This window comes from Pseudomonas chlororaphis subsp. aurantiaca (assembly GCF_013466605.1).
GTDB lineage: Bacteria > Pseudomonadota > Gammaproteobacteria > Pseudomonadales > Pseudomonadaceae > Aquipseudomonas > Aquipseudomonas chlororaphis_I.
Map to the genome: position 1 here is coordinate 156965 of NZ_CP059162.1, position 26268 is coordinate 183232.

8 protein-coding genes are annotated in these 26268 nt (G+C 62.8%); 7 read left to right on the forward strand and 1 reads right to left on the reverse strand.

Going from position 1 to position 26268, the window contains the following annotated elements; translation table 11 throughout:
- Positions 1 to 16839, reverse strand: coding sequence for a LapA family giant adhesin (locus H0I86_RS00740; RefSeq protein WP_180923501.1), 16839 nt, complete (start codon positions 16837 to 16839; stop codon positions 1 to 3).
- Positions 16840 to 17196: 357 nt separating this feature from the next.
- Here H0I86_RS00740 and H0I86_RS00745 point away from each other — a divergent pair, with 357 nt between their 5' ends.
- The 7 genes from H0I86_RS00745 (at position 17197) to H0I86_RS00775 (ending at position 26056) form a co-directional block, all read left to right on the forward strand.
- Entirely contained in the window at positions 17197 to 18546 is a 1350-nt protein-coding gene (locus tag H0I86_RS00745) for a TolC family outer membrane protein (protein ID WP_009046325.1), read from the forward strand.
- A gap of 38 nt (positions 18547 to 18584) precedes the next feature.
- Entirely contained in the window at positions 18585 to 20741 is a 2157-nt protein-coding gene (locus H0I86_RS00750) for a type I secretion system permease/ATPase (RefSeq protein ID WP_023969888.1), read from the forward strand.
- Complete coding sequence (locus tag H0I86_RS00755; protein ID WP_023969889.1) at positions 20731 to 22098, forward strand: HlyD family type I secretion periplasmic adaptor subunit; 1368 nt, start codon at positions 20731 to 20733, stop codon at positions 22096 to 22098. Before H0I86_RS00750 ends, H0I86_RS00755 begins: the two co-directional genes overlap by 11 nt.
- A 249-nt stretch (positions 22099 to 22347) precedes the next feature.
- Positions 22348 to 23238 carry a TauD/TfdA dioxygenase family protein gene (locus H0I86_RS00760; protein WP_180923502.1) on the forward strand — a complete coding sequence of 297 codons (891 nt, stop codon included), beginning with the start codon at positions 22348 to 22350 and terminating at the stop codon, positions 23236 to 23238.
- A 27-nt stretch (positions 23239 to 23265) separates the two neighbouring features.
- Positions 23266 to 24303 (forward strand): ABC transporter substrate-binding protein, encoded by a 1038-nt coding sequence (locus tag H0I86_RS00765; protein ID WP_180923503.1) that lies wholly within the window; start codon positions 23266 to 23268, stop codon positions 24301 to 24303.
- Between the two features lie 5 nt (positions 24304 to 24308).
- Complete coding sequence (locus tag H0I86_RS00770) at positions 24309 to 25169, forward strand: ABC transporter ATP-binding protein (RefSeq protein ID WP_180923504.1); 861 nt, start codon at positions 24309 to 24311, stop codon at positions 25167 to 25169.
- 20 nt (positions 25170 to 25189) lie between these two features.
- Complete coding sequence (locus H0I86_RS00775; RefSeq protein WP_180923505.1) at positions 25190 to 26056, forward strand: ABC transporter permease; 867 nt, start codon at positions 25190 to 25192, stop codon at positions 26054 to 26056.
- Positions 26057 to 26268 lie beyond the last annotated feature (212 nt).

The window sequence follows — 26268 nt, forward strand, 5'->3', positions numbered from 1 at the left end:
TCAGCTGTTGTTGTGATCGATCTTGATGGTCGGGTCGCTACCGGCGATCAGCGAGTTGATGTTGGTGTTGGACCAGTTGTTGCCCTCCAGCTTGATCGTCACATCCGCGTTGGCGATGCCGCCAGCTGCGTTGAGCTTGCCTTCGGAACTGACCTGCAGGGTCGAGGTGCCGTCCACCGTGGTGATCTTCAGGAAGTTGTCGATGGTGCTGGCGCTCTCGCCCTGCAACAGGTCCCGCAGGTCGATACGGTCGCCTTCGCTGGCCTTGAAGTCCTTGATCACATCGTTGCCAGTATCGCCGGCCTTCCAGACGAAGGTGTCGGCACCCGAGCCGCCAATCAGGATGTCATTGCCCGCGCCACCGATCAGCGTGTCGTTGCCGGTACCGCCCAGCAGGATGTCGTTGCCCTTGCCACCGTCGAGCAGGTCGTTGCCGCCCTGGCCGAAGATGATGTCGTTGCCGGCGCCACCCAGCAGCGTGTCATTGCCGTCATGGGCACCGGAGACATCGAAGTCGGTGTAGTGTTCGCTGATGTACTGGTGCACGTTGCTGGTGGTGACGCTGCTCGCGGCCACGCCGGTCTTCTGCGCCACGAAGGCCTGCATGGCCTGGTAGCCCTCGCCGGCGATGCCGTTGAAGCTCACCAGATCGCCGAAGATGATGTCGTTGCCGTTGCCGCCGTTGACGGTATCGGCGCCCGGCATGGTCGCTTCGGTATGGCCGAGGATCGCATCGGCCAGGTTCGACGGGTCGATATTGGTCTGTGGGGTGCTGTCGGTGTCGTACGGCCTCAGGTCGTTGAGGCTGACGTCGTTGTTCAGGCCGATCGCTTCCACCTGCGACAGATTGCTCAGCAGGGTGAAGCTGCTGGTGGAATTGGTGGTGGTGGCGTTGTTGGTGTAGCTGCCCGCGCCGGCCAGGCTGGACAACTCATAGGTGCCATCGCCCTGGGCGTGCAGGGTGCCGGCGTTGTAACTGGACCAGCTACCCCAGGCCTGCGTCCAGACAGTGACGCTGCCGCTGCTGTTGATATCGATCAGGTGAGTACTGTCCGGTTGCAGTCGAACGGTATCGCCCAGCTGATAGTTGCTGGTCGTGATCACACTGTCGAGCCTGACGCTGCCGTACAGGATCGGGTTGGTCTGCTCGCCGGACTGATAGAACGTCGGTTTGCCGTCGGTGATGAAGTACGTCAGGTTGGTGGCGCTGGTGTTGCTGGTGGCCGCGCTGCTCTGGAAGAAGTTGGCCGTGGCCTTGAACACGTCCTCGTAGTTGGTGCCGCCGCCGGACGCCATGGAGTCCAGGACCGACTTGAGCAGGGTCAGGGCGTTCGGATCGTTCAGGTTCACCGAAATCTGCTTGTTGACCTGGGTATCGAAGTCCGCCAGGAAGATGTTCACGGTGCCCGAGGTGCTGCTGCCCAGGCTGTTCTTCAGGGTGTTGAACACCGTAGTCAGCGAGTTCTTGGCGGCGGTGAGCGAGGCATTGCTCATGCTGCCGGAGCTGTCGACCATGAACGCGATGTTGTAGTTCTTGCCTTGCACCACGTTCAGGCCGGCGACGTCGGCGACCATGATGTCGTTGCCCTCGGTGCCGACGAAGTTGTCATCGCCCGCCGTGGCGACGCTGGCGCTGTAGGTCGCCGGGTACACCGTGACCGGGATCTGCGCCGTGCTACTGGCCGAACCGCCCAGGGACTCGGTGGAGGTCGAGGTCACGGTCAGGTTGAACGAGCCGTTGTAGTGCGACGGCGGGGTGATCGTCAGCGTACCCAGGTTCCAGCCGGTGACATTGACCTCGCCGACGCTGGTGCTGGCGGTGAAGGTATGACCGGCGCCATCGCTGAGCACCGAACCTGCCGGAATGCCGCCGATCTTCACGCTCAGGCTTTCCGAGCCGTCGGTATCGGTCAGGGCGGTGGTGATCTTCGACAGCTTGACGCTGCCACCCTCGGCACCTTCGTTGAGCTTGTAGCCGTCGTAGTAGCCCTCGCCGTCGCTTCCGTGCAGCTCGGAAAGGGTGACGCCGGCATTGTTCAGCGCGGTTTCGCTCGGGTACATCGGGATGTTGGCGTTGCTCAGGTCGACCGGCGTGCTGCCATTGACCGAGAGGTTGACGTCATAGCTGCCCGGGCCGCTCTGGTTGGCGTGGTAGATGTCCAGGGTGTAGTAGCCGCTGGTGGTCGGGGTGAACGAACCGCTGATGCTGCCGCCGGCCCCCCAGGTCGCGGTGGCCACGTTCTTGCCGCCGATGGTGATCAGCAGGCTGTCGTCGCCGACACCGCTGAAGCTGTAGGTCTTGCCGGCTTCCAGGTAGATCAGGCCGGAGGTTTTCGAGCCGCTGCCGCCGGTCACGCTGGCGTCGGACTGGGCGTTGGTCACCACCGAGCTGCTGGTCGGGTTGCCGGAGTTGTTGAAGACGGTTTTCAGCGCATCGCCGGTGATGCCGTTGCCGTTGGTGCCCAGGCCGCTGAGGCTGGTCCAGGACTCCTTGAGCAGGCCGATGGAGTTCACGCTGTTGCTCGCCACGCCCAGGGTCGGCGCATCGGCCACCGGGGTGATGTCGATCTTCACGGTGCCGGTGCTGCCCAGGGCCTGGCCGTCGGTTGGCTGGAACTTGATCTGCGCGTAGTCGGCCTGCTGGTTGCCCACGCCGCTGCCGTTGTAGCCGTCGACACCCGACTCGTTGGCATCCGGGGTGAAGCGCAGCTTGCCGGCGTCGATATCGGCCTTGCTGAAGGTCTGGTTGGTGGCCACGTCCTTCCAGGTCGAGCCGTCGAGGTACTGCAGCTTGCCGTCGCCCGGCAGCTGGGTGATTTTCACCCCGAGGCTGGCCGCGGGGCTGTCGACGTCGCTGACGCCGAAGGTGGCCCAGGTCAGGGTCAGGGCGGTGTCCTCGGTGCCGGTCACGGCGCCGCCGGTGGCCACTGGCGCGTCGTTCACCGCCACCACGTTGACCGTGGTGGTGGCGACGTTGGAGTAGTTGCTGCCATCGGTCACGGTCACGGTGATGGTCCGCGGCGTGGTGCTCGGGTCCTCACTGCTGTTGGTGAAGGTGATGTTCTTGATCTGCTGCATGTAGTCGGCCAGCGTCGCATTGCCGGACAGGGTCAGGGTGATGGTGCCCGCCTGGCTGTTGGCATTGATGCTGATGCCGTTGACGCTGGTGCCCAGGTTCAGCGAGTCGCCCGGCTGACGGTTGGTCAGCACGATGGTGGCGCCGGTCAGCATGGTGCTGTCCGGGTCGGTGATGCTCAGGTCGGTGTCGGCGATCGACACGCCTGCGCCCGGGGTGTTTTCGGTGAAGGTCACCTTGTAGTCGGCCCCGGTGGCGCCGCTGGAGTTGTTGGCATCCAGGTCGAGGACCGGTGGCGCATCGTTGTCGATGATCGAGGTGGTGACGCTGCCGTTGGTGCCGCTGACCACCAGGTTCTCGAAGTTGCCGCCGGTGGCCGAGTCGATCTTGACCACGAAGTTTTCCGTGCCCTCGGTGATCTTGTCGTCGAGGGTGGCGACGTTGAAGCTGGCGCTGCTGGCGCCGGCCGGGATCTTCACGGTGTACACGCCGGTGAAGTCCGAGCCGTCGGCGGCGGTGCCGCTGTAGCTGATCTTCAGGGTGACCTCGGTTTGCGCCGGGCTGGTCAGGCTGACGGTGTAGGTCGCGGCCTGGCCTTCGGTGACCGAGGTGCTGCCGTTGATGCTCGCCGTGGTGGTGTTGATGGTGTCGGTGACGCTGGTCACGGCCGGCGTGGTGCTTGGCACCAGGTTCTCGAAGTTGCCGCCGGTGGTGCTGGCGATACTGGCGCTGACGTTGCCGGCGTCGATGTACACATCGTCGGTCGGCGCGGCCACGGTCACGGTGCCGGTGGTGGCGCCGGCCGCGATACTGATCACCGCGCCATTGCTCAGGGTCACGGTCATGGCCGTGCCGGCGGCGTTGGTCAGGGTCGCGGTGTAGACGATCGAACCGCCTTCGGCCACGGTGCTGGTCGCGCTGAGCGACAGGTTGGTGGTGTCCGGGGTGTCGGTCACGGTGGTGCTGACCGGCGTCTTGTCGGCCACCAGGTTCTCGAAGTTGCCGCCGCTGACGGTGCTGATCGAGTTGCTCAATGGCGTGTGGCCAACCAGCACATCGTTAGGCGCGGTGATGCTCACCGAGCCGGTGGTCTGGCCGACCGCGATGGTGATCTTCTCGCCATTGGCCAGGGTCACCACGACCGGGCTGCCGGTGACCGGCGAGGTCACGGTGGCGGTATAGGTCACGGCGCCGCCTTCGACCGCCGATGGCGTCGTTTTCAGGCTGACGGTCGAGGTGTCGATAGTATCGGTGACGTTGGTGACCGCCGGCGTGGTGCTCGGTACCAGGTTTTCGAAGTTGCCGCCGGTGGCGGTCTGGATCGTGGCTTGCACAGTGCCGGCGTCTTTGTAGACGTCGTCGCTCGGCGCGGCCACGGTCACGGTGCCGGTGGTGGCACCGGCGGCGATGTTGATCACCGCGCCGTTGCTCAAGGTCACGGTCACTGGCGTGCCCGCGGCATTGGTCAGGGTCGCGGTGTAAACGATCGAACCACCCTCGGCCACGGTGTTGGTGGCGCTGAGGGTCAGGGACGTGGTGTCCGGCGTATCGGTGACCGTGGTGTTGGCCGGATTGCTATCGATCGCCAGTTTTTCGTAGTTGCCTCCGGTGGCGTTGGTGATGGTGGTGCTCAAGGAGCTACCGCCCGCCAGGGCATCGTTAGGGGCCACGAAATTCACGGTACCGCTGCTGGCACCGACCGGAATGGTGATGGTCTGGCCGTTGGACAGGGTGACCACGACTGGCGAGCCGGTGACCGGAGCGGTGACCGACGCGGTGTAAACCACGGTACCGCCTTCGGCCACATTCGAGGTCGCGGTGAGGCTGACGGTCGAAGTGTCGATGGTGTCGGTGACGTTGGTCACAGCCGGTGCAGTGCTCGGCACCAGGTTTTCGAAGTTGCCGCCGGTGGCGGTCTGGATCGTGGCTTGCACGGTGCCGGCGTCTTTATAGACGTCGTCGCTCGGCGCGGCCACGGTCACGCTGCCGGTGGTGGCGCCGGCTGCGATGTTGATTACCGCGCCGTTGCTCAAGGTCACGGTCACTGGCGTGCCCGCGGCATTGGTCAGGGTCGCGGTGTAAACGATCGAACCGCCCTCGGCCACGGTGTTGGTGGCGCTGAGGGTCAGATTGGTAGCGTCCGGCGTATCGGTCACCGAGGTGTCAGCCGGCTTGCTGTCGACGTCGAGCTTCTCGTAGTTGCCGCCAGTCGCGCCGGTGATGGTGGTGCTCAAGGAGCTGCCGCCCGCCAGTGCATCGTTCGGCGCAGTGAAATTCACAGTGCCGGAAGACTCACCCACAGGAATGGTGATGGTCTGACCGTTGGACAGGGTGACCACGACTGGCGAGCCGGTGACTGGAGCTGTCACGGACGCGGTGTAGACCACAGTGCCGCCTTCAGCCACGGACGGCGTTGCCGTCAGCGAAACGGTGCTGGTGTCGATGGTGTCGGTCACATTGGTGACCGCAGGCGTAGTGCTTGGCACCAGGTTTTCGAAGTTGCCGCCAGTAGCCGTCTTGATTGTGGCTTCTACGGTACCAGCATCTTTGTAGACGTCGTCCGCAGGAGCGGCCACGGTCACGGAGCCCGTGGTGGCGCCGGCTGCGATGGTAATCACCGCGCCGTTCGACAGAGTCACGGTGACTGGAGTACCGGCAGCATTGGTCAAGGTCGCGGTGTAAACAATAGAACCACCTTCAGCGACAGTGTTAGTCGCGCTGAGGGTCAGATTGGTGGTGTCCGGCGTATCGGTGACCGTGGTGTCGGCAGGCTTGCTGTCGACGTCGAGCTTCTCGTAGTTGCCGCCAGTCGCACCGGTGATGGTAGTGCTCAGGGAGCTACCGCCCGCCAGGGCATCGTTTGGTGCGGTGAAGTTCACGGTACCGGACGACTCGCCCACCGGAATGGTGATGGTCTGACCGTTGGACAGAGTGACGACTACCGGGGAGCCGGTTACTGGAGCGGTGACCGACGCGGTGTAAACCACGGTGCCGCCTTCAGCCACGGACGGAGTTGCCGTCAGGCTGACAGTCGAAGTGTCGATGGTGTCAGTCACATCGGTAACGGCTGGCGTGGTGCTCGGAACCAGGTTCTCGAAGTTGCCGCCAGTAGCCGTTTTGATTGTGGCTTCTACGGTACCGGCATCTTTGTAGACGTCGTCCGCAGGAGCGGCCACGGTCACGGAGCCGGTGGTGGCGCCTGCAGCGATGGTGATGATCGCACCATTGCTCAAGGTAACCGTCACTGGCGTACCAGCGGCATTGCTCAGAGTGGCGGTATAAACAATCGAGCCGCCTTCTGCCACGGTATCGGTCGCTGTCAGGCTGAGGGTAGTGGTATCCGGAGTATCGGTAACCGATGTGTCGGCAGGCTTGCTGTCGACATCGAGTTTTTCGTAGTTACCGCCAGTCGCGCCGGTGATGGTGGTGCTCAAGGAGCTGCCGCCAGCCAGGGCGTCGTTTGGTGCAGTGAAGTTCACGGTGCCGGAGGATTCACCTACCGGGATGGTAATGGTCTGTCCGTTGGACAGGGTGACAACCACAGGCGAACCAGTGACTGGAGCCGTTACGGAGGCGGTGTAAACCACGGTACCGCCTTCAGCTACCGACGGAGTAGCCGTCAGCGAAACAGTACTGGTGTCGATGGTGTCGGTCACATCGGTGACAGCTGGCGTAGTGTTCGGTACCAGGTTCTCGAAGTTACCGCCTACGGCGTCTTTGATGCTGACTTCAACTTTGCCGGCATCCTTGTACACATCATCAGCTGGAGCCGCGACGGTGACGGAACCAGTGGTGGCGCCGGCAGCAATGGTGATCACTGCGCCGTTCGACAAGGTCACGGTCACTGGAGTGCCAGCGGCATTGGTCAGAGTGGCGGTATAAACAATCGAGCCGCCTTCTGCCACGGTATCGGTTGCTGTCAGGCTGAGCGTGGTCGTGTCCGGGGTATCGGTAACCGAGGTGTCAGCTGGTTTGCTGTCGACATCGAGTTTTTCGTAGTTACCGCCAGTCGCGCCGGTGATGGTGGTGCTCAAGGAGCTGCCGCCCGCCAGTGCATCGTTCGGAGCCGTGAAATTCACAGTGCCGGAAGACCCGCCCACAGGAATGGTGATGGTCTGGCCATTCGACAGGGTTACGACTACAGGCGAGCCAGTAACCGGTGCAGTGACCGACGCGGTGTAAACGACAATGCCACCTTCAGCAACGCTAGGCGTGGCAGTCAGGCTGACAGTCGAAGTGTCGATGGTGTCAGTGACGTCGGTCACCGCTGGCGTGGTGCTTGGCACCAGATTTTCAAAGTTGCCGCCGGTGGCGTCCTTGATGGTCGCCTCGACCTTGCCGGCATCCTTGTATACATCGTCAGCAGGCGCTGCGACGGTCACGGAGCCCGTGGTGGCGCCAGCTGCGATGGTGATCACCGCGCCGTTCGACAGAGTCACGGTTACCGGCGTGCCGGCCGCATTGGTCAGGGTGGCGGTGTAAACGATCGAGCCACCCTCGGCGACAGTGTCAGTCGCCGTCAGGCTCAGAGTAGTAGTGTCCGGGGTGTCGGTAACCGAGGTTTCGGCCGGCTTGCTATCAACGTCCAGCTTCTCGTAATTACCGCCGGTAGCTTCCTTGATGGTGGTGCTCAGAGAGCTGCCGCCCGCCAGGGCGTCGTTAGGCGCGACGAAATTCACGGTACCGCTGCTGGAGCCGACTGGAATGGTGATGGTCTGGCCATTCGACAGGGTGACCACGACCGGCGAGCCAGTCACTGGCGCAGTCACGGACGCGGTGTAAACGACAACGCCCCCTTCAGCAACACTAGGCGTCGCGGTCAGGCTGACAGTCGAAGTATCGATGGTGTCAGTGACGTCAGTAACGGCTGGAGTAGTGCTCGGAACGAGGTTCTCGAAGTTGCCACCGGTGGCGTCCTTGATGGTCGCTTCAACCTTGCCGGCATCTTTGTAAACGTCGTCAGCTGGTGCCGCGACGGTGACGGAACCTGTGGTCGCACCGGCGGCGATGTTGATCACCGCGCCGTTGCTCAAGGTCACGGTTACCGGCGTGCCGGCCGCATTGGTCAGGGTGGCGGTATAAACGATCGAGCCACCCTCGGCGACAGTGTCAGTCGCCGTCAGGCTCAGAGTAGTAGTGTCCGGGGTGTCGGTAACCGATGTCTCGGCAGGCTTGCTGTCGACATCGAGCTTCTCGTAGTTGCCACCCGTTGCACCAGTGATGGTGGTGCTCAAAGAGCTGCCGCCCGCCAGTGCATCGTTTGGCGCAGTGAAGTTCACGGTGCCGGACGATTCGCCTACCGGGATAGTGATGGTCTGGCCGTTGGACAAGGTCACGACTACAGGCGAGCCAGTCACTGGTGCTGTCACGGAGGCGGTGTAAACCACAACACCGCCTTCAGCCACGGACGGAGTAGCGGTCAGGCTGACAGTCGAAGTGTCGATGGTATCGGTCACGTCGGTGACAGCCGGAGTGGTGTTCGGCACCAGGTTTTCAAAGTTACCGCCTACGGCGTCCTTGATGCTGACTTCAACTTTGCCAGCGTCCTTGTACACATCGTCAGCAGGCGCTGCGACGGTGACGGAGCCGGTAGTAGCACCGGCGGCGATAGTAATCACGGCACCGTTGCTCAGGGTTACGGTCACCGGAGTGCCCGCGGCGTTGGTCAAGGTAGCTGTATAAACGATCGAACCACCCTCGGCGACGGTTTCAGTCGCCGCCAGGCTCAGAGTGGTGGTATCTGGGGTATCGGTAACCGAGGTTTCAGCAGGTTTGCTGTCAACGTCGAGTTTTTCGTAGTTGCCACCGGTGGCTTCCTTGATGGTGGTGCTCAAGGAGCTACCGCCCGCCAGGGCATCGTTAGGGGCCACGAAGTTCACAGTGCCGCTGCTGGCACCGACTGGAATGGTAATGGTCTGGCCATTTGACAGGGTGACGACAACCGGCGAACCGGTGACCGGAGCGGTGACGGACGCGGTGTAAACCACGGTGCCGCCTTCGGCGACGCTAGGCGTAGCGGTCAGGCTGACAGTCGAGGTATCGATGGTGTCAGTGACGTCAGTAACGGCTGGAGTAGTGCTCGGCACCAGGTTTTCAAAGTTGCCGCCAGCGGCGTCCTTGATGCTGACTTCAACCTTGCCAGCGTCTTTGTAGACGTCATCGGCAGGGGCGGCCACGGTCACGGAGCCTGTGGTTGCACCCGCGGCGATGGTAATCACCGCGCCATTCGACAATGTCACGGTTACCGGAGTGCCGGCCGCGTTGGTCAGGGTGGCGGTATAAACGATCGAACCACCTTCAGCCACCGTGTCTGTCGCACTGAGCGTCAGGTTAGTGGTGTCTGGCGTATCGGTAACCGAGGTTTCAGCCGGTTTGCTGTCAACGTCCAGCTTCTCGTAGTTGCCGCCCGTTGCACCGGTGATGGTGGTGCTCAGAGAGCTGCCGCCCGCCAGCGGGCTGTTCGGGGCAACGAAGTTCACCGACCCGCTGCTTTCGCCTACCGGGATGGTAATGGTCTGGCCGTTCGACAGAGTCACTACCACCGGCGAGCCGGTCACTGGAGCAGTAACCGATGCGGTGTAGACCACGGTTTCGCCTTCGGCGACGGTCGCGGTTGCGGTCAGGCTGACGGTCGAGGTGTCGATGGTATCGGTCACATCGGTGACGGCAGGCATGGTGCTTGGCACCAGGTTTTCAAAGTTGCCGCCGGTAGCGTCCTTGATGGTCGCTTCGACCTTGCCGGCGTCCTTGTAGACGTCATCGGCCGGTGCGGCCACGGTCACGGAGCCTGTGGTTGCACCTGCAGCGATGGTAATCACCGCACCGTTGCTCAGAGTTACGGTGACCGGCGTACCGGCGGCGTTGGTGAGGGTCGCGGTGTAAACGATCGAACCGCCTTCGGCCACGGTTTCGGTGGCGCTCAAGGTCAGGCTGGTGGTGTCCGGGGTGTCGGTCACCGAGGTGTCGGCAGGTTTGCTGTCGACATCCAGTTTTTCGTAGTTGCCGCCAGTCGCGCCGGTGATGGTGGTGCTCAAGGAGCTGCCGCCCGCCAGGGCATCGTTTGGCGCAGTGAAATTCACAGTGCCGGACGATTCGCCAACCGGGATGGTGATGGTTTGGCCATTGGACAGGGTGACCACGACCGGAGAACCAGTAACCGGAGCAGTCACGGACGCGGTGTAGACCACAGTGCCGCCTTCAGCCACGGATGGCGATGCCGTCAGGCTGACGGTCGAGGTGTCGATGGTATCGGTGACATCAGTCACGGCTGGAGTCGTACTTGGAACCAGATTTTCAAAGTTGCCACCGGTGGCGTTCTGGATGGTCGCCTCGACCTTGCCGGCATCCTTGTATACATCGTCAGCAGGCGCTGCGACGGTGACAGAGCCAGTGGTAGCGCCAGCTGCGATGGTAATCACTGCACCGTTCGACAGAGTCACGGTTACAGGCGTGCCGGCCGCGTTGGTCAGGGTCGCGGTGTAAACGATCGAACCACCTTCGGCGACGGTATCAGTCGCTGTCAGGCTGAGGGTAGTGGTGTCAGGCGTATCGGTCACCGATGTGTCGGCAGGCTTGCTGTCGACGTCGAGCTTCTCGTAGTTGCCGCCGGTAGCCCCGGTGATGGTGGTGCTCAGAGAGCTGCCGCCCGCCAGTGCATCGTTCGGCGCAGTGAAATTCACAGTGCCGGAAGACTCGCCCACAGGAATGGTGATGGTCTGACCGTTGGACAGGGTTACGACTACAGGCGAACCAGTCACTGGAGCGGTTACGGACGCGGTGTAAACCACGGTGCCGCCTTCGGCCACAGATGGAGTGGCAGTCAGGGAAACAGTGCTGGTATCGATGGTATCGGTGACGTCAGTAACTGCTGGGGTAGTGCTCGGAACCAGGTTCTCGAAATTACCGCCAGCGGTCTCTTTGATACTGACTTCAACCTTGCCAGCGTCCTTGTACACATCGTCAGCTGGAGCGGCGACGGTGACAGAGCCGGTTGTTGCGCCAGCAGCGATGGTGATCACCGCGCCGTTCGACAGAGTCACGGTGACTGGAGTACCGGCAGCATTGGTCAGAGTAGCGGTGTAAACGATCGAACCGCCTTCAGCAACGGTGTCAGTCGCTGTCAGGCTGAGGGTAGTGGTGTCAGGCGTATCGGTCACCGATGTGTCGGCAGGCTTGCTGTCGACGTCGAGCTTCTCGTAGTTGCCGCCGGTAGCCCCGGTGATGGTGGTGCTCAGAGAGCTGCCGCCCGCCAGTGCATCGTTCGGCGCAGTGAAATTCACAGTGCCGGAAGACTCGCCCACAGGAATGGTGATGGTCTGACCGTTGGACAGGGTTACGACTACAGGCGAACCAGTCACTGGAGCGGTTACGGACGCGGTGTAAACCACGGTGCCGCCTTCGGCCACAGATGGAGTGGCAGTCAGGGAAACAGTGCTGGTATCGATGGTATCGGTGACGTCAGTAACTGCTGGGGTAGTGCTCGGAACAAGGTTCTCGAAGTTGCCGCCAGTAGTCTCTTTGATGCTGACTTCAACCTTGCCAGCGTCCTTGTACACATCGTCAGCTGGAGCGGCGACGGTGACAGAGCCGGTTGTTGCGCCAGCAGCGATGGTGATCACCGCGCCGTTCGACAGAGTCACGGTGACTGGAGTACCGGCAGCATTGGTCAAGGTCGCGGTGTAAACGATCGATCCACCTTCAGCGACAGTGTCGGTCGCAGTCAGGCTGAGGGTGGTGGTATCCGGAGTATCGGTAACCGACGTGTCGGCAGGTTTGCTGTCGACATCGAGCTTTTCGTAGTTGCCACCCGTTGCGCCGGTGATGGTGGTGCTCAAGGAGCTGCCGCCTGCCAGGGCGTCGTTTGGTGCAGTGAAGTTCACGGTGCCGGACGATTCGCCTACCGGGATGGTAATGGTCTGGCCATTCGACAGGGTTACGACTACAGGCGAGCCAGTAACCGGTGCAGTGACCGACGCGGTGTAAACGACAATGCCACCTTCAGCAACGCTAGGCGTGGCAGTCAGGCTGACGGTCGATGTATCGATGGTATCGGTGACATCAGTCACGGCTGGGGTAGTGCTCGGAACCAGGTTCTCGAAATTACCGCCAGCGGTCTCTTTGATACTGACTTCAACCTTGCCAGCGTCCTTGTACACATCGTCAGCTGGAGCGGCGACGGTGACAGAGCCGGTTGTTGCGCCAGCAGCGATGGTGATCACCGCGCCGTTCGACAGAGTCACGGTGACTGGAGTACCGGCAGCATTGGTCAGAGTAGCGGTGTAAACGATCGAACCGCCTTCAGCAACGGTGTCAGTCGCTGTCAGGCTCAGATTGGTGGTATCCGGAGTATCAGTAACCGAGGTCTCGGCAGGCTTGCCGTCGACGTCCAGCTTCTCGTAGTTGCCACCAGTCGCACCGGTGATGGTCGCGCTCAGTGAGCTGCCGCCTGCCAGGGCGTCGTTTGGTGCAGTGAAGTTCACGGTGCCGGACGATTCGCCTACCGGGATGGTAATGGTCTGGCCATTCGACAGGGTTACGACTACAGGCGAGCCAGTAACCGGTGCAGTGACCGACGCGGTGTAAACGACAATGCCACCTTCAGCAACGCTAGGCGTGGCAGTCAGGCTGACGGTCGATGTATCGATGGTATCGGTGACATCAGTCACGGCTGGGGTAGTGCTCGGAACCAGGTTCTCGAAATTACCGCCAGCGGTCTCTTTGATACTGACTTCAACCTTGCCAGCGTCCTTGTACACATCGTCAGCTGGAGCGGCGACGGTGACAGAGCCGGTTGTTGCGCCAGCAGCGATGGTGATCACCGCGCCGTTCGACAGAGTCACGGTGACTGGAGTACCGGCAGCATTGGTCAAGGTCGCGGTGTAAACGATCGATCCACCTTCAGCGACAGTGTCGGTCGCAGTCAGGCTGAGGGTGGTGGTATCCGGAGTATCGGTAACCGACGTGTCGGCAGGTTTGCTGTCGACATCGAGCTTTTCGTAGTTGCCACCCGTTGCGCCGGTGATGGTGGTGCTCAAGGAGCTGCCGCCTGCCAGGGCGTCGTTTGGTGCAGTGAAGTTCACGGTGCCGGACGATTCGCCTACCGGGATGGTAATGGTCTGGCCATTCGACAGGGTTACGACTACAGGCGAGCCAGTAACCGGTGCAGTGACCGACGCGGTGTAAACGACAATGCCACCTTCAGCAACGCTAGGCGTGGCAGTCAGGCTGACGGTCGATGTATCGATGGTATCGGTGACATCAGTCACGGCTGGGGTAGTGCTCGGAACCAGGTTCTCGAAATTACCGCCAGCGGTCTCTTTGATACTGACTTCAACCTTGCCAGCGTCCTTGTACACATCGTCAGCTGGAGCGGCGACGGTGACAGAGCCGGTTGTTGCGCCAGCAGCGATGGTGATCACCGCGCCGTTCGACAGAGTCACGGTGACTGGAGTACCGGCAGCATTGGTCAGAGTAGCGGTGTAAACGATCGAACCGCCTTCAGCAACGGTGTCAGTCGCTGTCAGGCTCAGATTGGTGGTATCCGGAGTATCAGTAACCGAGGTCTCGGCAGGCTTGCCGTCGACGTCCAGCTTCTCGTAGTTGCCACCAGTCGCACCGGTGATGGTCGCGCTCAGTGAGCTGCCGCCTGCCAGGGCGTCGTTTGGTGCAGTGAAGTTCACGGTGCCGGACGATTCGCCTACCGGGATGGTAATGGTCTGGCCATTCGACAGGGTTACGACTACAGGCGAGCCAGTAACCGGTGCAGTGACCGACGCGGTGTAAACGACAATGCCACCTTCAGCAACGCTAGGCGTGGCAGTCAGGCTGACGGTCGATGTATCGATGGTATCGGTGACATCAGTCACGGCTGGGGTAGTGCTCGGAACCAGGTTCTCGAAATTACCGCCAGCGGTCTCTTTGATACTGACTTCAACCTTGCCAGCGTCCTTGTACACATCGTCAGCTGGAGCGGCGACGGTGACAGAGCCGGTTGTTGCGCCAGCAGCGATGGTGATCACCGCGCCGTTCGACAGAGTCACGGTGACTGGAGTACCGGCAGCATTGGTCAGAGTAGCGGTGTAAACGATCGAACCGCCTTCAGCAACGGTGTCAGTCGCTGTCAGGCTCAGATTGGTGGTATCCGGAGTATCAGTAACCGAGGTCTCGGCAGGCTTGCCGTCGACGTCCAGCTTCTCGTAGTTGCCACCAGTCGCACCGGTGATGGTCGCGCTCAGTGAGCTGCCGCCCGCGAGGGCATCGTTAGGTGCCGTGATATTGACGGTGCCGGAGGACTCGCCGACCGGAATAGTGATGGTCTGGCCATTCGACAGAGTGACAATGACAGGCGAGCCGGTCACTGGAGCGGTCACCGACGCGGTGTACACCACGGTGCCGCCTTCAGCCACGGACGGAGTCGCGGTCAGCGAAACAGTCGACGTATCGATGGTGTCGGTGATGTCTGTCACCGCCGGCGTGGTGCTTGGCACCAGGTTTTCGAAGTTGCCGCCAGTGGCGTCCTGGATGGTCGCCTCGACCTTGCCGGCGTCCTTGTAGACGTCGTCGGCAGGCGCGGCAACGCTTACCGAGCCGGTGGTCGCGCCGGCGGCGATGGTGATCACCGCGCCGTTGCTCAGGGTCACGGTGACCGGCGTGCCGGCCGGGTTGGTCAGGGTGGCGGTGTAGACGATCGAGCCGCCTTCGGCGACCGAGCCGCTGGCCGACAGGCTCAGGCCGGTGTCGTCCACGGAGTCGGTGATGACGGTCTGCGCCGGCGTGGTGTCGGGCGTCAGTTGTTCGAAGTTGCCGCCGCTGGCGCCGGTAATGCTGGTGCTGACCGTGCTGCCGTTGTTGTAGACGTCATTGGCCGGGGTATCGACCACCACGGTGCCGACGGTTTTGCCGGCCTCGATAACAATGGTCGAGCCGTTGGACAGGGTCACGGTAACCGGGGTCTGCGCCGGGTTGGTCAGGGTGGCGGTGTAGGTGATCTGGCCGCCTTCCACAACGCTGCCGGTGGCGGTCAGGCTCAGGCCGGTGTTGTCCACCGAATCGGTCACGGTGGTTTGTGCCGGCGTGGTGCTCGGTACCAGGTTCTCGAAGTTGCCGCCGGTGGCCCCGGTAATGCTGGTGCTGACGGTGCTGCCGTTGTTGTAGACGTCATTGGCCGGGGTATCGACCACCACGGTGCCGGTGGTCTTGCCGGCGTCGATGGTGATGGTCGAACCGTTGGACAGGGTCACGGTGACTGGCGTCTGCGCCGGGTTGGTCAGGGTCGCGGTGTAGGTGATCTGGCCACCTTCCACGACTGTACCGGTAGCCGACAGGGTCAGGCCGGTGGCGTCCGGCGAGTCGGTGATGGTGGTCACCGCTGGCGTGGTGCTTGGCACCAGGTTCTCGAAGTTGCCGCCGGTGGTACCGGTAATGCTGGTGCTGACCGTGCTGCCGTTGTTGTAGACATCGTTCGGCGGGGTGTCGACCACCACGGTGCCGACGGTCTGGCCGGCGTCGATGGTGATGGTCGAGCCATTGGACAGGGTCACGGTGACCGGGGTCTGGGCCGGGTTGGTCAGGGTCGCGGTGTAGGTGATCTGGCCACCTTCGACGACGGTGCCGTTGGCGGTCAGGGTCAGGCCGGTGGGGTCCGGCGAGTCGGTGATGGTGGTCACCGCCGGCGTCGGGTTCGGAACCAGGTTCTCGAAGTTGCCGCCGCTGGCGCCGGTAATGCTGGTGCTGACGGTGCTGCCGTTGTTGTAGACATCGTTCGGCGGGGTGTCGACCACCACGGTGCCGACGGTCTGGCCGGCATCGATGGTGATGGTCGAGCCATTGGACAGGGTCACGGTGACCGGGGTCTGGGCCGGGTTGGTCAGGGTCGCGGTATAGGTGATCTGGCCACCCTCGGTCACGCTGGAGCCCGCGGTCAGGGTCACGGTGGTGGTGTCCACGGTGTCCGTGACCTGGGTGACGGCTGGCGTCGGGTCGACGGTCACGACCAGGCCACCGCCGCCGGTGGTGCCGGTGACGCCCACGCTGATCTGTTTCGGGTCGTTGTAGACGGTGTCGTTCGGTGCCAGCGGAACGTTGACGGTGCCGGTCAGTTGCCCGGCCGGAATCACGATCACCGAGCCGTTGGACAAGGTGATGGTCAGGCCGGTCAACGGTGCCTGGGTCAGCGTGGCGGTGTACACCAGCACGCCGCCGGCCTCGGTAATGGAGGGGGTTGCGCTCAGGGTCAGGGTCGAGTCGCGCATGATCTCGGTGGTGCTGTTGTCATTGGTGGTCAGCGCACCGGTGGTGTCTTGTGCTGCGGTGCCCGCCGCACCGGGGCCCGCGGTCGGGAAGCCGATGGTCGGGGCGACCCGGCCCGCCGTGGCGTCGAGCATCACGAAGCTATGGCCGCCGCCAGCAGCGCCGCCAGTACCCGCGGCGGTCGGGCCGGCCGCGGTGGCTTCCAGTTCGGTGGTCGGGTCCGCGCCGGCGACGATTGCCTGCTGCAGCTCAGCGACTGACGGCGCAGCCTGCTCGGCGGCCTCGGCCAGGTCGGTGCTGGAGTCCGGAGCGCTGCCGCTCCATTGCGTCTCACGACCCAGGTCCAGGGTCCGGCCATCGGCCAGCTCCAGGCTGACGGCGCCCGCCAGGCCGGTATCGACCTGGTCGCCTACATACAGGCGATCACCCTCAACGAGTACGCGGCGAACCCCTTCAGGGGATACGACGAAAACTTGGCCAACAATGCTTTTGACGGTAGCAACAACACTGCTCATTGAGGATTCTCCGGGGGGTACCGTTCAGTAGACTTCCATGTTCCTGACGGGCATACGCCGACGCAGTCTGGACGTTCTTCAGAGTGTAGAAACACGTGATTTTGACGCGAATGCTTGTCAATAAATTGGCTATATTTTTTTGCTATTAACCATATGCCAAACTATTGACCTTCTGAGTGTCATCCTAAACAATCGTCAAGGTAATGTCACATTGATATTCATGCGGCGACCTGTCTAAAAGTGTGTGACCCAGTTCATGGTTTGAACTTTCCGATATACGGTCATTCCGGTTGCCATCATCCGATGCAGCACCTCGTTTTGCTGTGATTTGGGACAAGAAGTCCTGGGAACCCCTCTATGCGTCCGCAGTTGTTCAAAGCCTTACCCTTCTTACTCGCCGCCAGTTTTGTCCAAGCACAAACCTTGCCTGAAGCCATGCAGAAAGCACTGGATGTCCATCCGGAAATCCAGGCCGCGGTGAACAGCCGCCTGGCAGCCGATTACCAGCTCAAAGCGGCCAAGGGCGGCTATTTGCCGCGGGTCGATTTGCTGGGCGGTTATGGTCGTGAAGGCACCGACAGCCCGACCACCCGTGCAGGATCGAGCAATCACTGGGAGACGCTGAACCGCAGCGAGTCAAGTTTACGTCTCCAACAAATGGTTTTTGACGGTTTTGCCACCTCCAGTGAGGTCGGCCGTCAACAAGCCACCGTCAATTCCCGGGCGTATTCGTTGCTGGGCACTTCCGAGCGCACCGCGCTGACCGTGGCCCAGGTGTACCTGGATGTGCTGACCCGTCGCGAGTTCGTGCGCCTGGCCGAAGACAACATGCGCAATCACGAGCGCATCTACGATCAGATCCAGCTGCGCACCCAGCGTGGCGTCGGCAGCCGCGCCGACCTCGACCAGGCGGAAGCGCGCATGGCCCAGGCGCGCAACAACCTGATCACCGAACAGACCAACCTGGCCGATGCCCAGACCAACTACCTCAGCGCCGTCGGCCAGATGCCGGACCAGCTGGAGCGCCCGGTCGGCTTCATGGCCCTGCTGCCGGCCACCCTCGACGAAGCCCGGCACCAGATGCTGGAAAACAGCCCGATCCTGCGTTCGGCCGAATCCGACATCGTCGCTGCCGAGAAGCAGTACGAAGCCGCCAAGTCGACCTTCTACCCGCGCTTCGATGCCGAGCTTGGGCGTACCGCCGACAACAACCTGGACGGCATCGACGGCCACAACAACGAATGGCAGGCCATGCTGCGCATGCGCTTCAACCTGTTCGCCGGCGGCAGCAACAAGGCCGACCTGGAATCCAAGGCCTATCAGTCCAACCAGGCGCTGGATATTCGTAACAACGCCCTGCGAGTTCTGAATGAGGAGCTAGGCTTGGCGTGGAACGCCTTGAACAACGCCAATGCGCAAGTGCCGATCGCCCAGCAATATGTCGATCGCAGCGCCAGCGTGCGTGAGGCGTATCAGAAGCAATTCAGTCTGGGCGAGCGCACTTTGCTCGACTTGCTCGATAGCGAGAATGAACTGTTCACCGCCTCGCGTCGGTTGGCGGAAATCAAGAACATTCAGTTATTTACTCAATATCGAATCAAGGCGACCATGGGCGAATTGCTCAAGAGCCAGGGAGTGGTCGCACCCATGGCTTCCGTCGTGCAGAACGATGTGAAGCCCAAGGTCCAACTGCCTGGGATGAATTGAGTAAATTTCATCCAATAGACAGTTAAAGAGTGCCGAGCGTGGAATCAGAAGTCAGTCGAGTGCAACTTAGCCATGATCCACGCGGCATGCATGACGACCCGCTGCTGGATGCCCTGCTAACCCTGTGCTCCCTGCACCAGAAGCCGGCCAGCGCGGCGATGTTGACCACTGGCCTGCCGTTGCCGTCCCAGCGCCTGAGCGCCGAGCTGCTGCCGCGCGCCGCCGCTCGCGCCGGCCTGCAGGGGCGCTTGCTGCGGCGCAAGCTGGAGCAGATTCCTGCCATCGCCATGCCAGCCATGCTCTTGCTCAAGGACGGCCGCAGCGCCGTCCTGCTCGGCTGGCTGGGCGAAGACAAGGCCCGCCTGCTGCTCAGTGAGAGCGACGGCGGCGAGGTCAGCGTCAGTCGCCAGATGCTGGCCGACGATTACAGCGGGCAAGTGTTCTTCGCCCAGCCGCAACACAAATTCGATGTGAACCATGGCTCGCTGATTCCCCGCGCCCGCTCCTGGTTCCGCGACACCTTGAAGCGTTCGCGCTGGCTGTACGCCGACGCCATCGCCGCCAGTCTGCTGATCAACGTCATCGCCATGGCCGCGCCGCTGTTCGTGATGAACGTCTACGACCGCGTGGTCCCGAACCAGGCCGCCGCCACCCTGTGGGTGCTGGCCATCGGCATCACCGGCGCCTACCTGTTCGACCTGATCCTCAAGAGCCTGCGCAGCCTGTGCCTGGACCTGGCCGGCAAGAAGACCGACCTGATCATCTCGGCCACGCTGTTCGAGCGCATCGTCGGCATGGCCATGAAGTACCGGCCGGCGCGGGTCGGCAGCTTTGCCCAGAACATCCACGAGTTCCAGAGCCTGCGCGACTTCCTCGCCTCGCTGACCCTCACCAGCCTGATCGACCTGCCGTTCACCCTGCTGATCTTCCTGGTGATCGCCATCCTCGGCGGGCACCTGGTGTGGATTCCGGTGCTGGCCTTCCCGATCGCCCTGGGTATTGGCTATGCCCTGCAGAAACCGCTGATCGCCACCATGGAAAAAACCATGGCCCTGGGCGCCGAGCGCCAGTCGAGCCTGATCGAGACCCTGGCCGGGCTGGATGCGGTGAAGGTCAACAATGCCGAAAGCGAACGCCAGTACCAGTGGGAGCAGACCATCGGCACCCTGGGTCGCCTCGAGTTGCGGGTGAAGATGCTCTCCAGCCTGGCGATGAACATCACCCTGCTGATCCAGCAGTTGGCCGGGGTGATCATGATCGTCTTCGGCGTGTACCAGATCATCGACGGCAACCTCAGCATGGGCGGGCTGATCGCCTGCTACATGCTCAGCGGCCGCGCCCTCAGCCCGCTGGCCTCGTTGTCCGGCCTGCTGACCCGCTACCAGCAGGCGCGGGTGACCATGACCTCGGTCGACCAGATGATGGAACTGCCCCAGGAGCGCAACTTCGACGAGCGTCCCCTGAGCCGCAACGTGCTGCAGGGCGCCATCGAATGCCGGCAGCTGAATTTCACCTACCCGGGGCAGCAGAACCCGGCGCTGAAGAACATCAACCTGGTGATCAAGCCGGGCGAGAAGATCGGCATCATCGGCCGTAGCGGCTCGGGCAAGAGCTCCCTGGCCAAGCTGCTGGTGGGCCTGTATGCCCCGGACTCCGGCGCCTTGCTGGTGGACGGCGTGGACATCCGGCAGATCGACGTCAGCGAGTTGCGCCACAACATCGGTTATGTGGCCCAGGACATCCAGCTGCTGGCCGGCACTCTGCGCGACAACCTGACCTCCGGCGCCCGTTATGTCGAAGACGAACTGGTGCTGCAAGCAGCCGAACTGGCCGGCGTTCATGAGTTCGCCCGGCTGCACCCGCAGGGCTATGAACTGCAGGTCGGCGAGCGCGGACAGAACCTCTCCGGCGGCCAGCGGCAGAACGTCGCCCTGGCCCGGGCCCTGCTGCTCAACCCACCCATCCTGCTGCTCGACGAACCGACCAGCGCCATGGACAACACCGGTGAAGAACGCTTGAAACAACGCCTGCAAGCTGTGGTGGAAGCCAAGACCGTGGTGCTGGTCACCCACCGTGCCTCGCTGCTGTCGCTGGTGGATCGCCTGTTGGTGATCGACCGCGGGCAGATCCTCGCCGATGGACCGAAAGCGGTCGTGATGGAAGCGTTGAAGAAGGGGCAGATCAGTGTTGCTTAAGTCGGGTTTGAAGGACTCCATCCTGCGTTACTTCAAGGGCACCGAGTCGCTGCACGACCAACCGCTGCCCGAGGTCAACAAGGCGCTGATCGAGGATGCGCCGCGGGTTATCCGCCTGACCATCTGGGGCATCATCGGTTTCTTCCTGTTCCTGCTGCTGTGGGCCAACTTCGCGGTGATCGACGAAGTGACCAAGGGCGAGGGCAAGGCGATCCCGTCGTCCAAGGTGCAGAAAATCCAGAACCTGGAAGGCGGTATCGTCTCCGAACTGTTCGTCAAGGAAGGGCAGATAGTCGAGGCCGGCGCGCCGCTGATCCGCCTGGACGACACGCGCTTCAAGTCCAACGTCGGCGAGACCGAGGCCGACCGGCTGTCGATGCTGTTGCGGGTCGAGCGCCTGAGCGCGGAGATCGACAACCGCGAACTGAATTTCCCGGCCGATGCCCTGGAGGCCGCGCCCGGCCAGGCCGCCAGTGAGAAGTCCCTGTATGAAAGCCGTCGCCAGCAGCTGCACGACGAAGTCGGCGGCCTGCAGGAACAGCTGATCCAGAAGCAGCAGGAGCTGCGCGAGTTCACCTCCAAGCAGGCGCAGTACCGCCAGCAACTGGGCCTGCAACGCCAGGAAATCGCCATGTCCGAGCCGCTGGTGGCCCAGGGTGCGGTGTCTCCGGTGGAAGTGCTGCGGCTCAAGCGCGCCGAAGTCGAGACCCGCGGGCAACTGGACGCCACCACCCTGGCGATTCCCCGTGCCGAATCGGCGATCAAGGAAGTCCAGCGCAAGATCGACGAAACCCGCGGCAAATTCCGCAGCGAAGCCCTGACCCAGCTCAACGAGGCACGCACCGAACTGAACAAGGCCAGCGCCACCGGCAAGGCCCTGGAAGACCGGGTCAGCCGGACCCTGGTCACCTCGCCGGTGCGCGGTATCGTCAAGCAGCTGATGGTCAACACCATCGGCGGGGTGATCCAGCCGGGCAGCGACATGGTGGAAATCGTGCCGCTGGACGACACCCTGCTGGTGGAGGCGAAGATCCGCCCGCAAGACATCGCCTTCCTGCACCCGGGGCAGGAAGCCGTGGTCAAGTTCACCGCCTATGACTACACCATCTACGGCGGCCTGAAGGCCAAGCTGGAACAGATCGGCGCCGACACCATCACCGACGAAGACAAGAAGACCACCTACTACGTGATCAAGCTGCGCACCGACCGCAGCCACCTGGGCACCGATGAGAAGCCGTTGCTGATCATCCCCGGCATGGTCGCCTCGGTGGACATCATCACCGGCAAGAAAAGCGTGCTCAGCTACCTGCTCAAGCCGATCATCCGCGCCCGCGCCGAGGCGCTGCACGAGCGTTGAGTTCTTTGTAGCCGCAGCCTGGCGGCAGCGGCTGCAAAGGCGATCGCGCCGGGCATTCGGGCCCTTGGCTTAATCGCCATATCGTTATTCATTAACGGTATTTAAAATTAAGTTCTTATATCTATAAAGTCGACTCCCTGCGTACCTGCCGACCAATCGGCGCGCCGCACGAAATGAACCCACACGGGACCTCCGTGAGTTTCTGATCGACGCGCGCGCCACCGGGCGTGCTCTGCGTGGGAGTGATTTATGTCCGTACTGTCCCCAAGTGCCGCGCCCATCGCCGCACAAGCTTTTGATATCCGCCCGTTCAGCGGCGCCGTCGGTGCCGAGATCGTCGGCCTGGACCTGGCCCGGCCGGTCAACGACCAGGATTTCGCCCGTATTCACCGCGCGCACCTGGATCATCACGTCGTGGTATTTCGCGACCAGCGCATCACCCCCGAACAACAGATCGCCTTCAGCCGCCGGTTCGGTGTGCTGCAGATCCACGTGCTCAAGCAGTTCCTGCTGGCCGGGCACCCGGAAATCCTCATCGTTTCCAACATCATCGAGAACGGCCAGTCCATCGGCCTGGGGGACGCCGGCAAGTTCTGGCATTCCGACCTCTCCTACAAGGAACTGCCGAGCCTGGGCTCGATGCTGCATGCCCAGGAGCTGCCGTCCGAGGGCGGCGACACGCTGTTCGCCGACATGCACAAAGCCTGGGACAGCCTGCCTGCAGCGTTGCGCAAGGCGGTCGAAGGCCGCTCTGCCGCGCACTCCTACACCGCGCGCTACAGCGAGACCAAGTTCGAGGGCAACTGGCGCCCGACCCTGACCCCGGAGCAACTGGCCCAGGTCCAGGAAGTGGTACACCCGGTCGTTCGTATTCACCCGGAAAACGGTCGCAAGGCGCTGTTCGTCAGCGAAGGCTTCACCACCCGCATCGTCGGCCTGCCGGAAGACGAGAGCCGCCAGCTGCTGGCCGAGTTGTACGCCCACAGCGTGCTGCCGGAAAACATCTATCGCCACCAATGGCAGCCCCATGACCTGGTGTTCTGGGACAACCGCTCGCTGATCCACCTGGCCGCCGGCTGCCCCAGCCACCTGCGCCGCAAGCTGTACCGCACCACCATCCAGGGCGACGCCCCTTACTGATCGGCCACCCACGGCAGGAGAAACACCATGTCCCAACCTACTCAACGCCTCCCGCGCCTGGGCAAACTGGCGGCCGCCATCGGCCTGGGCTTCAGCCTGCTGGCCGCTGGCCTGGTCGCGCCGACGGCGGCCCATGCCGAAGGCGAGATCCGCATCGCCGAACAGTTCGGCATCGTCTATCTGCTGCTCAACGTGGTGCGCGACCAGAACCTGATCGAGAAGCACGGCAAGGAAGAAGGCATCGACATCAAGGTCGACTGGACCCAGCTATCCGGCGGCGCGGCGGTCAACGACGCCTTGCTCTCCGGCTCCATCGACATCGCCGGGGCCGGCGTCGGCCCGCTGCTGACCATCTGGGACCGCACCCATGGCAAGCAGAACGTCAAGGCGGTGGCGTCGCTGGGCAACTTCCCTTACTACCTGGTGAGCAACAATCCCAAGGTCAAGACCATCGCCGACTTCACCGAGAAGGACCGCATCGCGGTGCCGGCGGTGGGGGTTTCCGTGCAGTCGCGCTTCCTGCAGTACGCGGCGGCCAAGCAGTGGGGCGACAAGGAATTCAATCGCCTGGACAAGTACACCATCGCCGTTCCGCACCCGGACGCCACGGCGGCGCTGATCGCCGGCGGCACCGAACTGACCGGGCATTTCTCCAACCCGCCGTTCCAGGACCAGGCGCTGGCCAACCCGAATGTGCACGTGGTGCTCAACACCTACGACCTGCTGGGCCCGAACTCGCCGACCGTGCTGTTCGCCACCGAGAAATTCCGTACCGAGAACCCGAAAACCTACAAGGCCTTCGTCGAGGCGCTGGCCGAGGCCGCCGACTTCGCCCAGAAGGACAAGGGCGCGGCGGCGGATACCTACATCCGCGTGACCAAGGCCAAGATCGACCGCGAGGCCTTGCTGAAGATCATCGACAACCCGCAGTTCGAGTTCACCGTCACCCCGAAAAATACCTACCCGCTGGCCGAGTTCCTCTACCGCGTGGGCGCGATCAAGAACAAGCCGCAATCGTGGAAGGACTACTTCTTCCAGGACACCACCGCGCTGCAAGGGAGCTGATCGCCATGAACGCCCCCTTGCCAGGCCACACGGCCAGCAACCCGACCGCGGTGGCGCAGGCGCTGCTGGCGGTCGACCAAGTCAGCCTGGAATACCGCACCCCGCAGCGCGTGGTGCGGGCCACCCACCAGGTCAGTTTCGCAATCGATCCCGCCGACCGCTTCGTCCTGCTCGGGCCCTCGGGCTGCGGCAAGTCGACCCTGCTCAAGGCGGTCGCCGGCTTCATCCAGCCCTGCGAGGGCGAGATTCGCCTGCAAGGGCAATGGGTCAGCCAGCCGGGGCCGGACCGGATCGTGGTGTTCCAGGAGTTCGACCAGCTGCCGCCGTGGAAAACCGTCAAGCAGAACGTGATGTTCCCGCTGCTGGCGTCGAACACCCTCAACCGCCGCGAGGCCGAGGAGCGCGCGCTGCACTATCTGGACAAGGTCGGCCTGGCGGCGTTCGCCGACGCCTACCCGCACACCCTGTCCGGCGGCATGAAGGCCCGGGTGGCCATCGCACGGGCCCTGGCGATGCAGCCGAAAATCCTGCTGATGGACGAACCCTTCGCCGCCCTCGACGCCCTGACCCGGCGCAAGATGCAGGAGGAGTTGCTGCTGCTCTGGGAAGAGGTGCGCTTCACCCTGCTGTTCGTCACCCACTCCATCGAGGAAGCGCTGGTGGTGGGCAACCGCATCCTGCTGCTGTCGCCCCATCCGGGGCGGGTGCGGGCGGAAATCCACAGCCATCAGTACGACCTGCAAAGCCTCGGCGGTGTGGCGTTCCAGCAGACGGCGCGGCGCATCCACCGGCTGCTGTTCGACGAAGGGCAGTCGCCGGAAACCGAGCGCGAGCTGGATTTCACCGATATCCGTATCGCTTATTGAGCCTTTAAGAGGAACGCCCGATGAGCCATTCATCACCTGTTCGCCAGGAATACGAAGTTGCCCTCGAACCCTTGCTGGCGGTGCCGCTGGAGCGTGAATTGCCGCTGGGCCAGCGCCTGTGGCAGCAAGGCTGGCTGCGCAAGAGCCTGATCCTGATCGTGCTGGCGCTGCTCTGGGAGGCCGTCGCCCGCTACCAGAACAACGACCTGCTGCTGCCGAGTTTTTTGCAGACCGCCAGCGCGCTGTACGACGGCCTGCTCAGCGGCGAGCTGCTGGGCAAGGTCGGCATTTCCCTGATCGTGCTGCTCAAGGGTTACCTGATCGGCATCGGCCTGGCCTTTGCCCTGACCACCCTGGCGGTGTCGACCCAGCTGGGCCGCGACCTGCTGAGCACCCTGACCTCGATGTTCAACCCGTTGCCGGCCATCGCCCTGCTGCCGCTGGCCCTGCTGTGGTTCGGCCTGGGGGAGAACAGCCTGATCTTCGTGCTGGTGCATTCGGTGCTCTGGGCCCTGGCCCTGAACACCTACGCCGGGTTTCTCGGGGTTTCCGAAACCCTGCGCATGGCCGGGCGCAACTACGGGCTCAAGGGCATGCGCTTCGTGCTGTTCATCCTGATCCCGGCGGCGCTGCCGTCGATCCTCGCCGGCCTGAAAATCGGCTGGGCCTTCGCCTGGCGCACCCTGATCGCCGCCGAACTGGTGTTCGGCGCCACCAGTGGCAAGGGCGGCCTGGGCTGGTACATCTTCCAGAACCGCAACGAGCTATACACCGACAAGGTGTTCGCTGGCCTGGCGGTGGTGATCCTGATCGGCCTGCTGGTGGAAAACCTGGTGTTCGACACCCTGGAGCGGGTCACCGTGAAACGCTGGGGCATGCAACGCTGAGCCTGTAGCGCCCGTAGCCGCTGCCGAGCTTGCGAGGCTGCGATCGACGGCGCAGCCGGCGCAAAACCTGACAGCACATTTTGTCTGGTACACCGCGTGCGCAGGTCTGGCGAGGACTTCGCCCTCGATTGCAGCCTGCGGCAGCGGCTACAGAGAGTGGTGTCCCTGACTGAAATGACCCTGCTAGCATTGCGCCTGACTCATTCCCGATC

What these genes read in the sequence shown, in the direction of transcription:
- H0I86_RS00760 (WP_180923502.1), top strand. Translation starts at nt 22,348, where the DNA reads ATGTCCGTACTGTCCCCAAGTGCCGCGCCCATCGCCGCACAAGCTTTT.
- H0I86_RS00745 (WP_009046325.1), top strand. Translation starts at nt 17,197, where the DNA reads ATGCGTCCGCAGTTGTTCAAAGCCTTACCCTTCTTACTCGCCGCCAGT.
- H0I86_RS00775 (WP_180923505.1), top strand. Translation starts at nt 25,190, where the DNA reads ATGAGCCATTCATCACCTGTTCGCCAGGAATACGAAGTTGCCCTCGAA.
- H0I86_RS00765 (WP_180923503.1), top strand. Translation starts at nt 23,266, where the DNA reads ATGTCCCAACCTACTCAACGCCTCCCGCGCCTGGGCAAACTGGCGGCC.
- H0I86_RS00770 (WP_180923504.1), top strand. Translation starts at nt 24,309, where the DNA reads ATGAACGCCCCCTTGCCAGGCCACACGGCCAGCAACCCGACCGCGGTG.
- H0I86_RS00740 (WP_180923501.1), bottom strand. Translation starts at nt 16,839, where the DNA reads ATGAGCAGTGTTGTTGCTACCGTCAAAAGCATTGTTGGCCAAGTTTTC.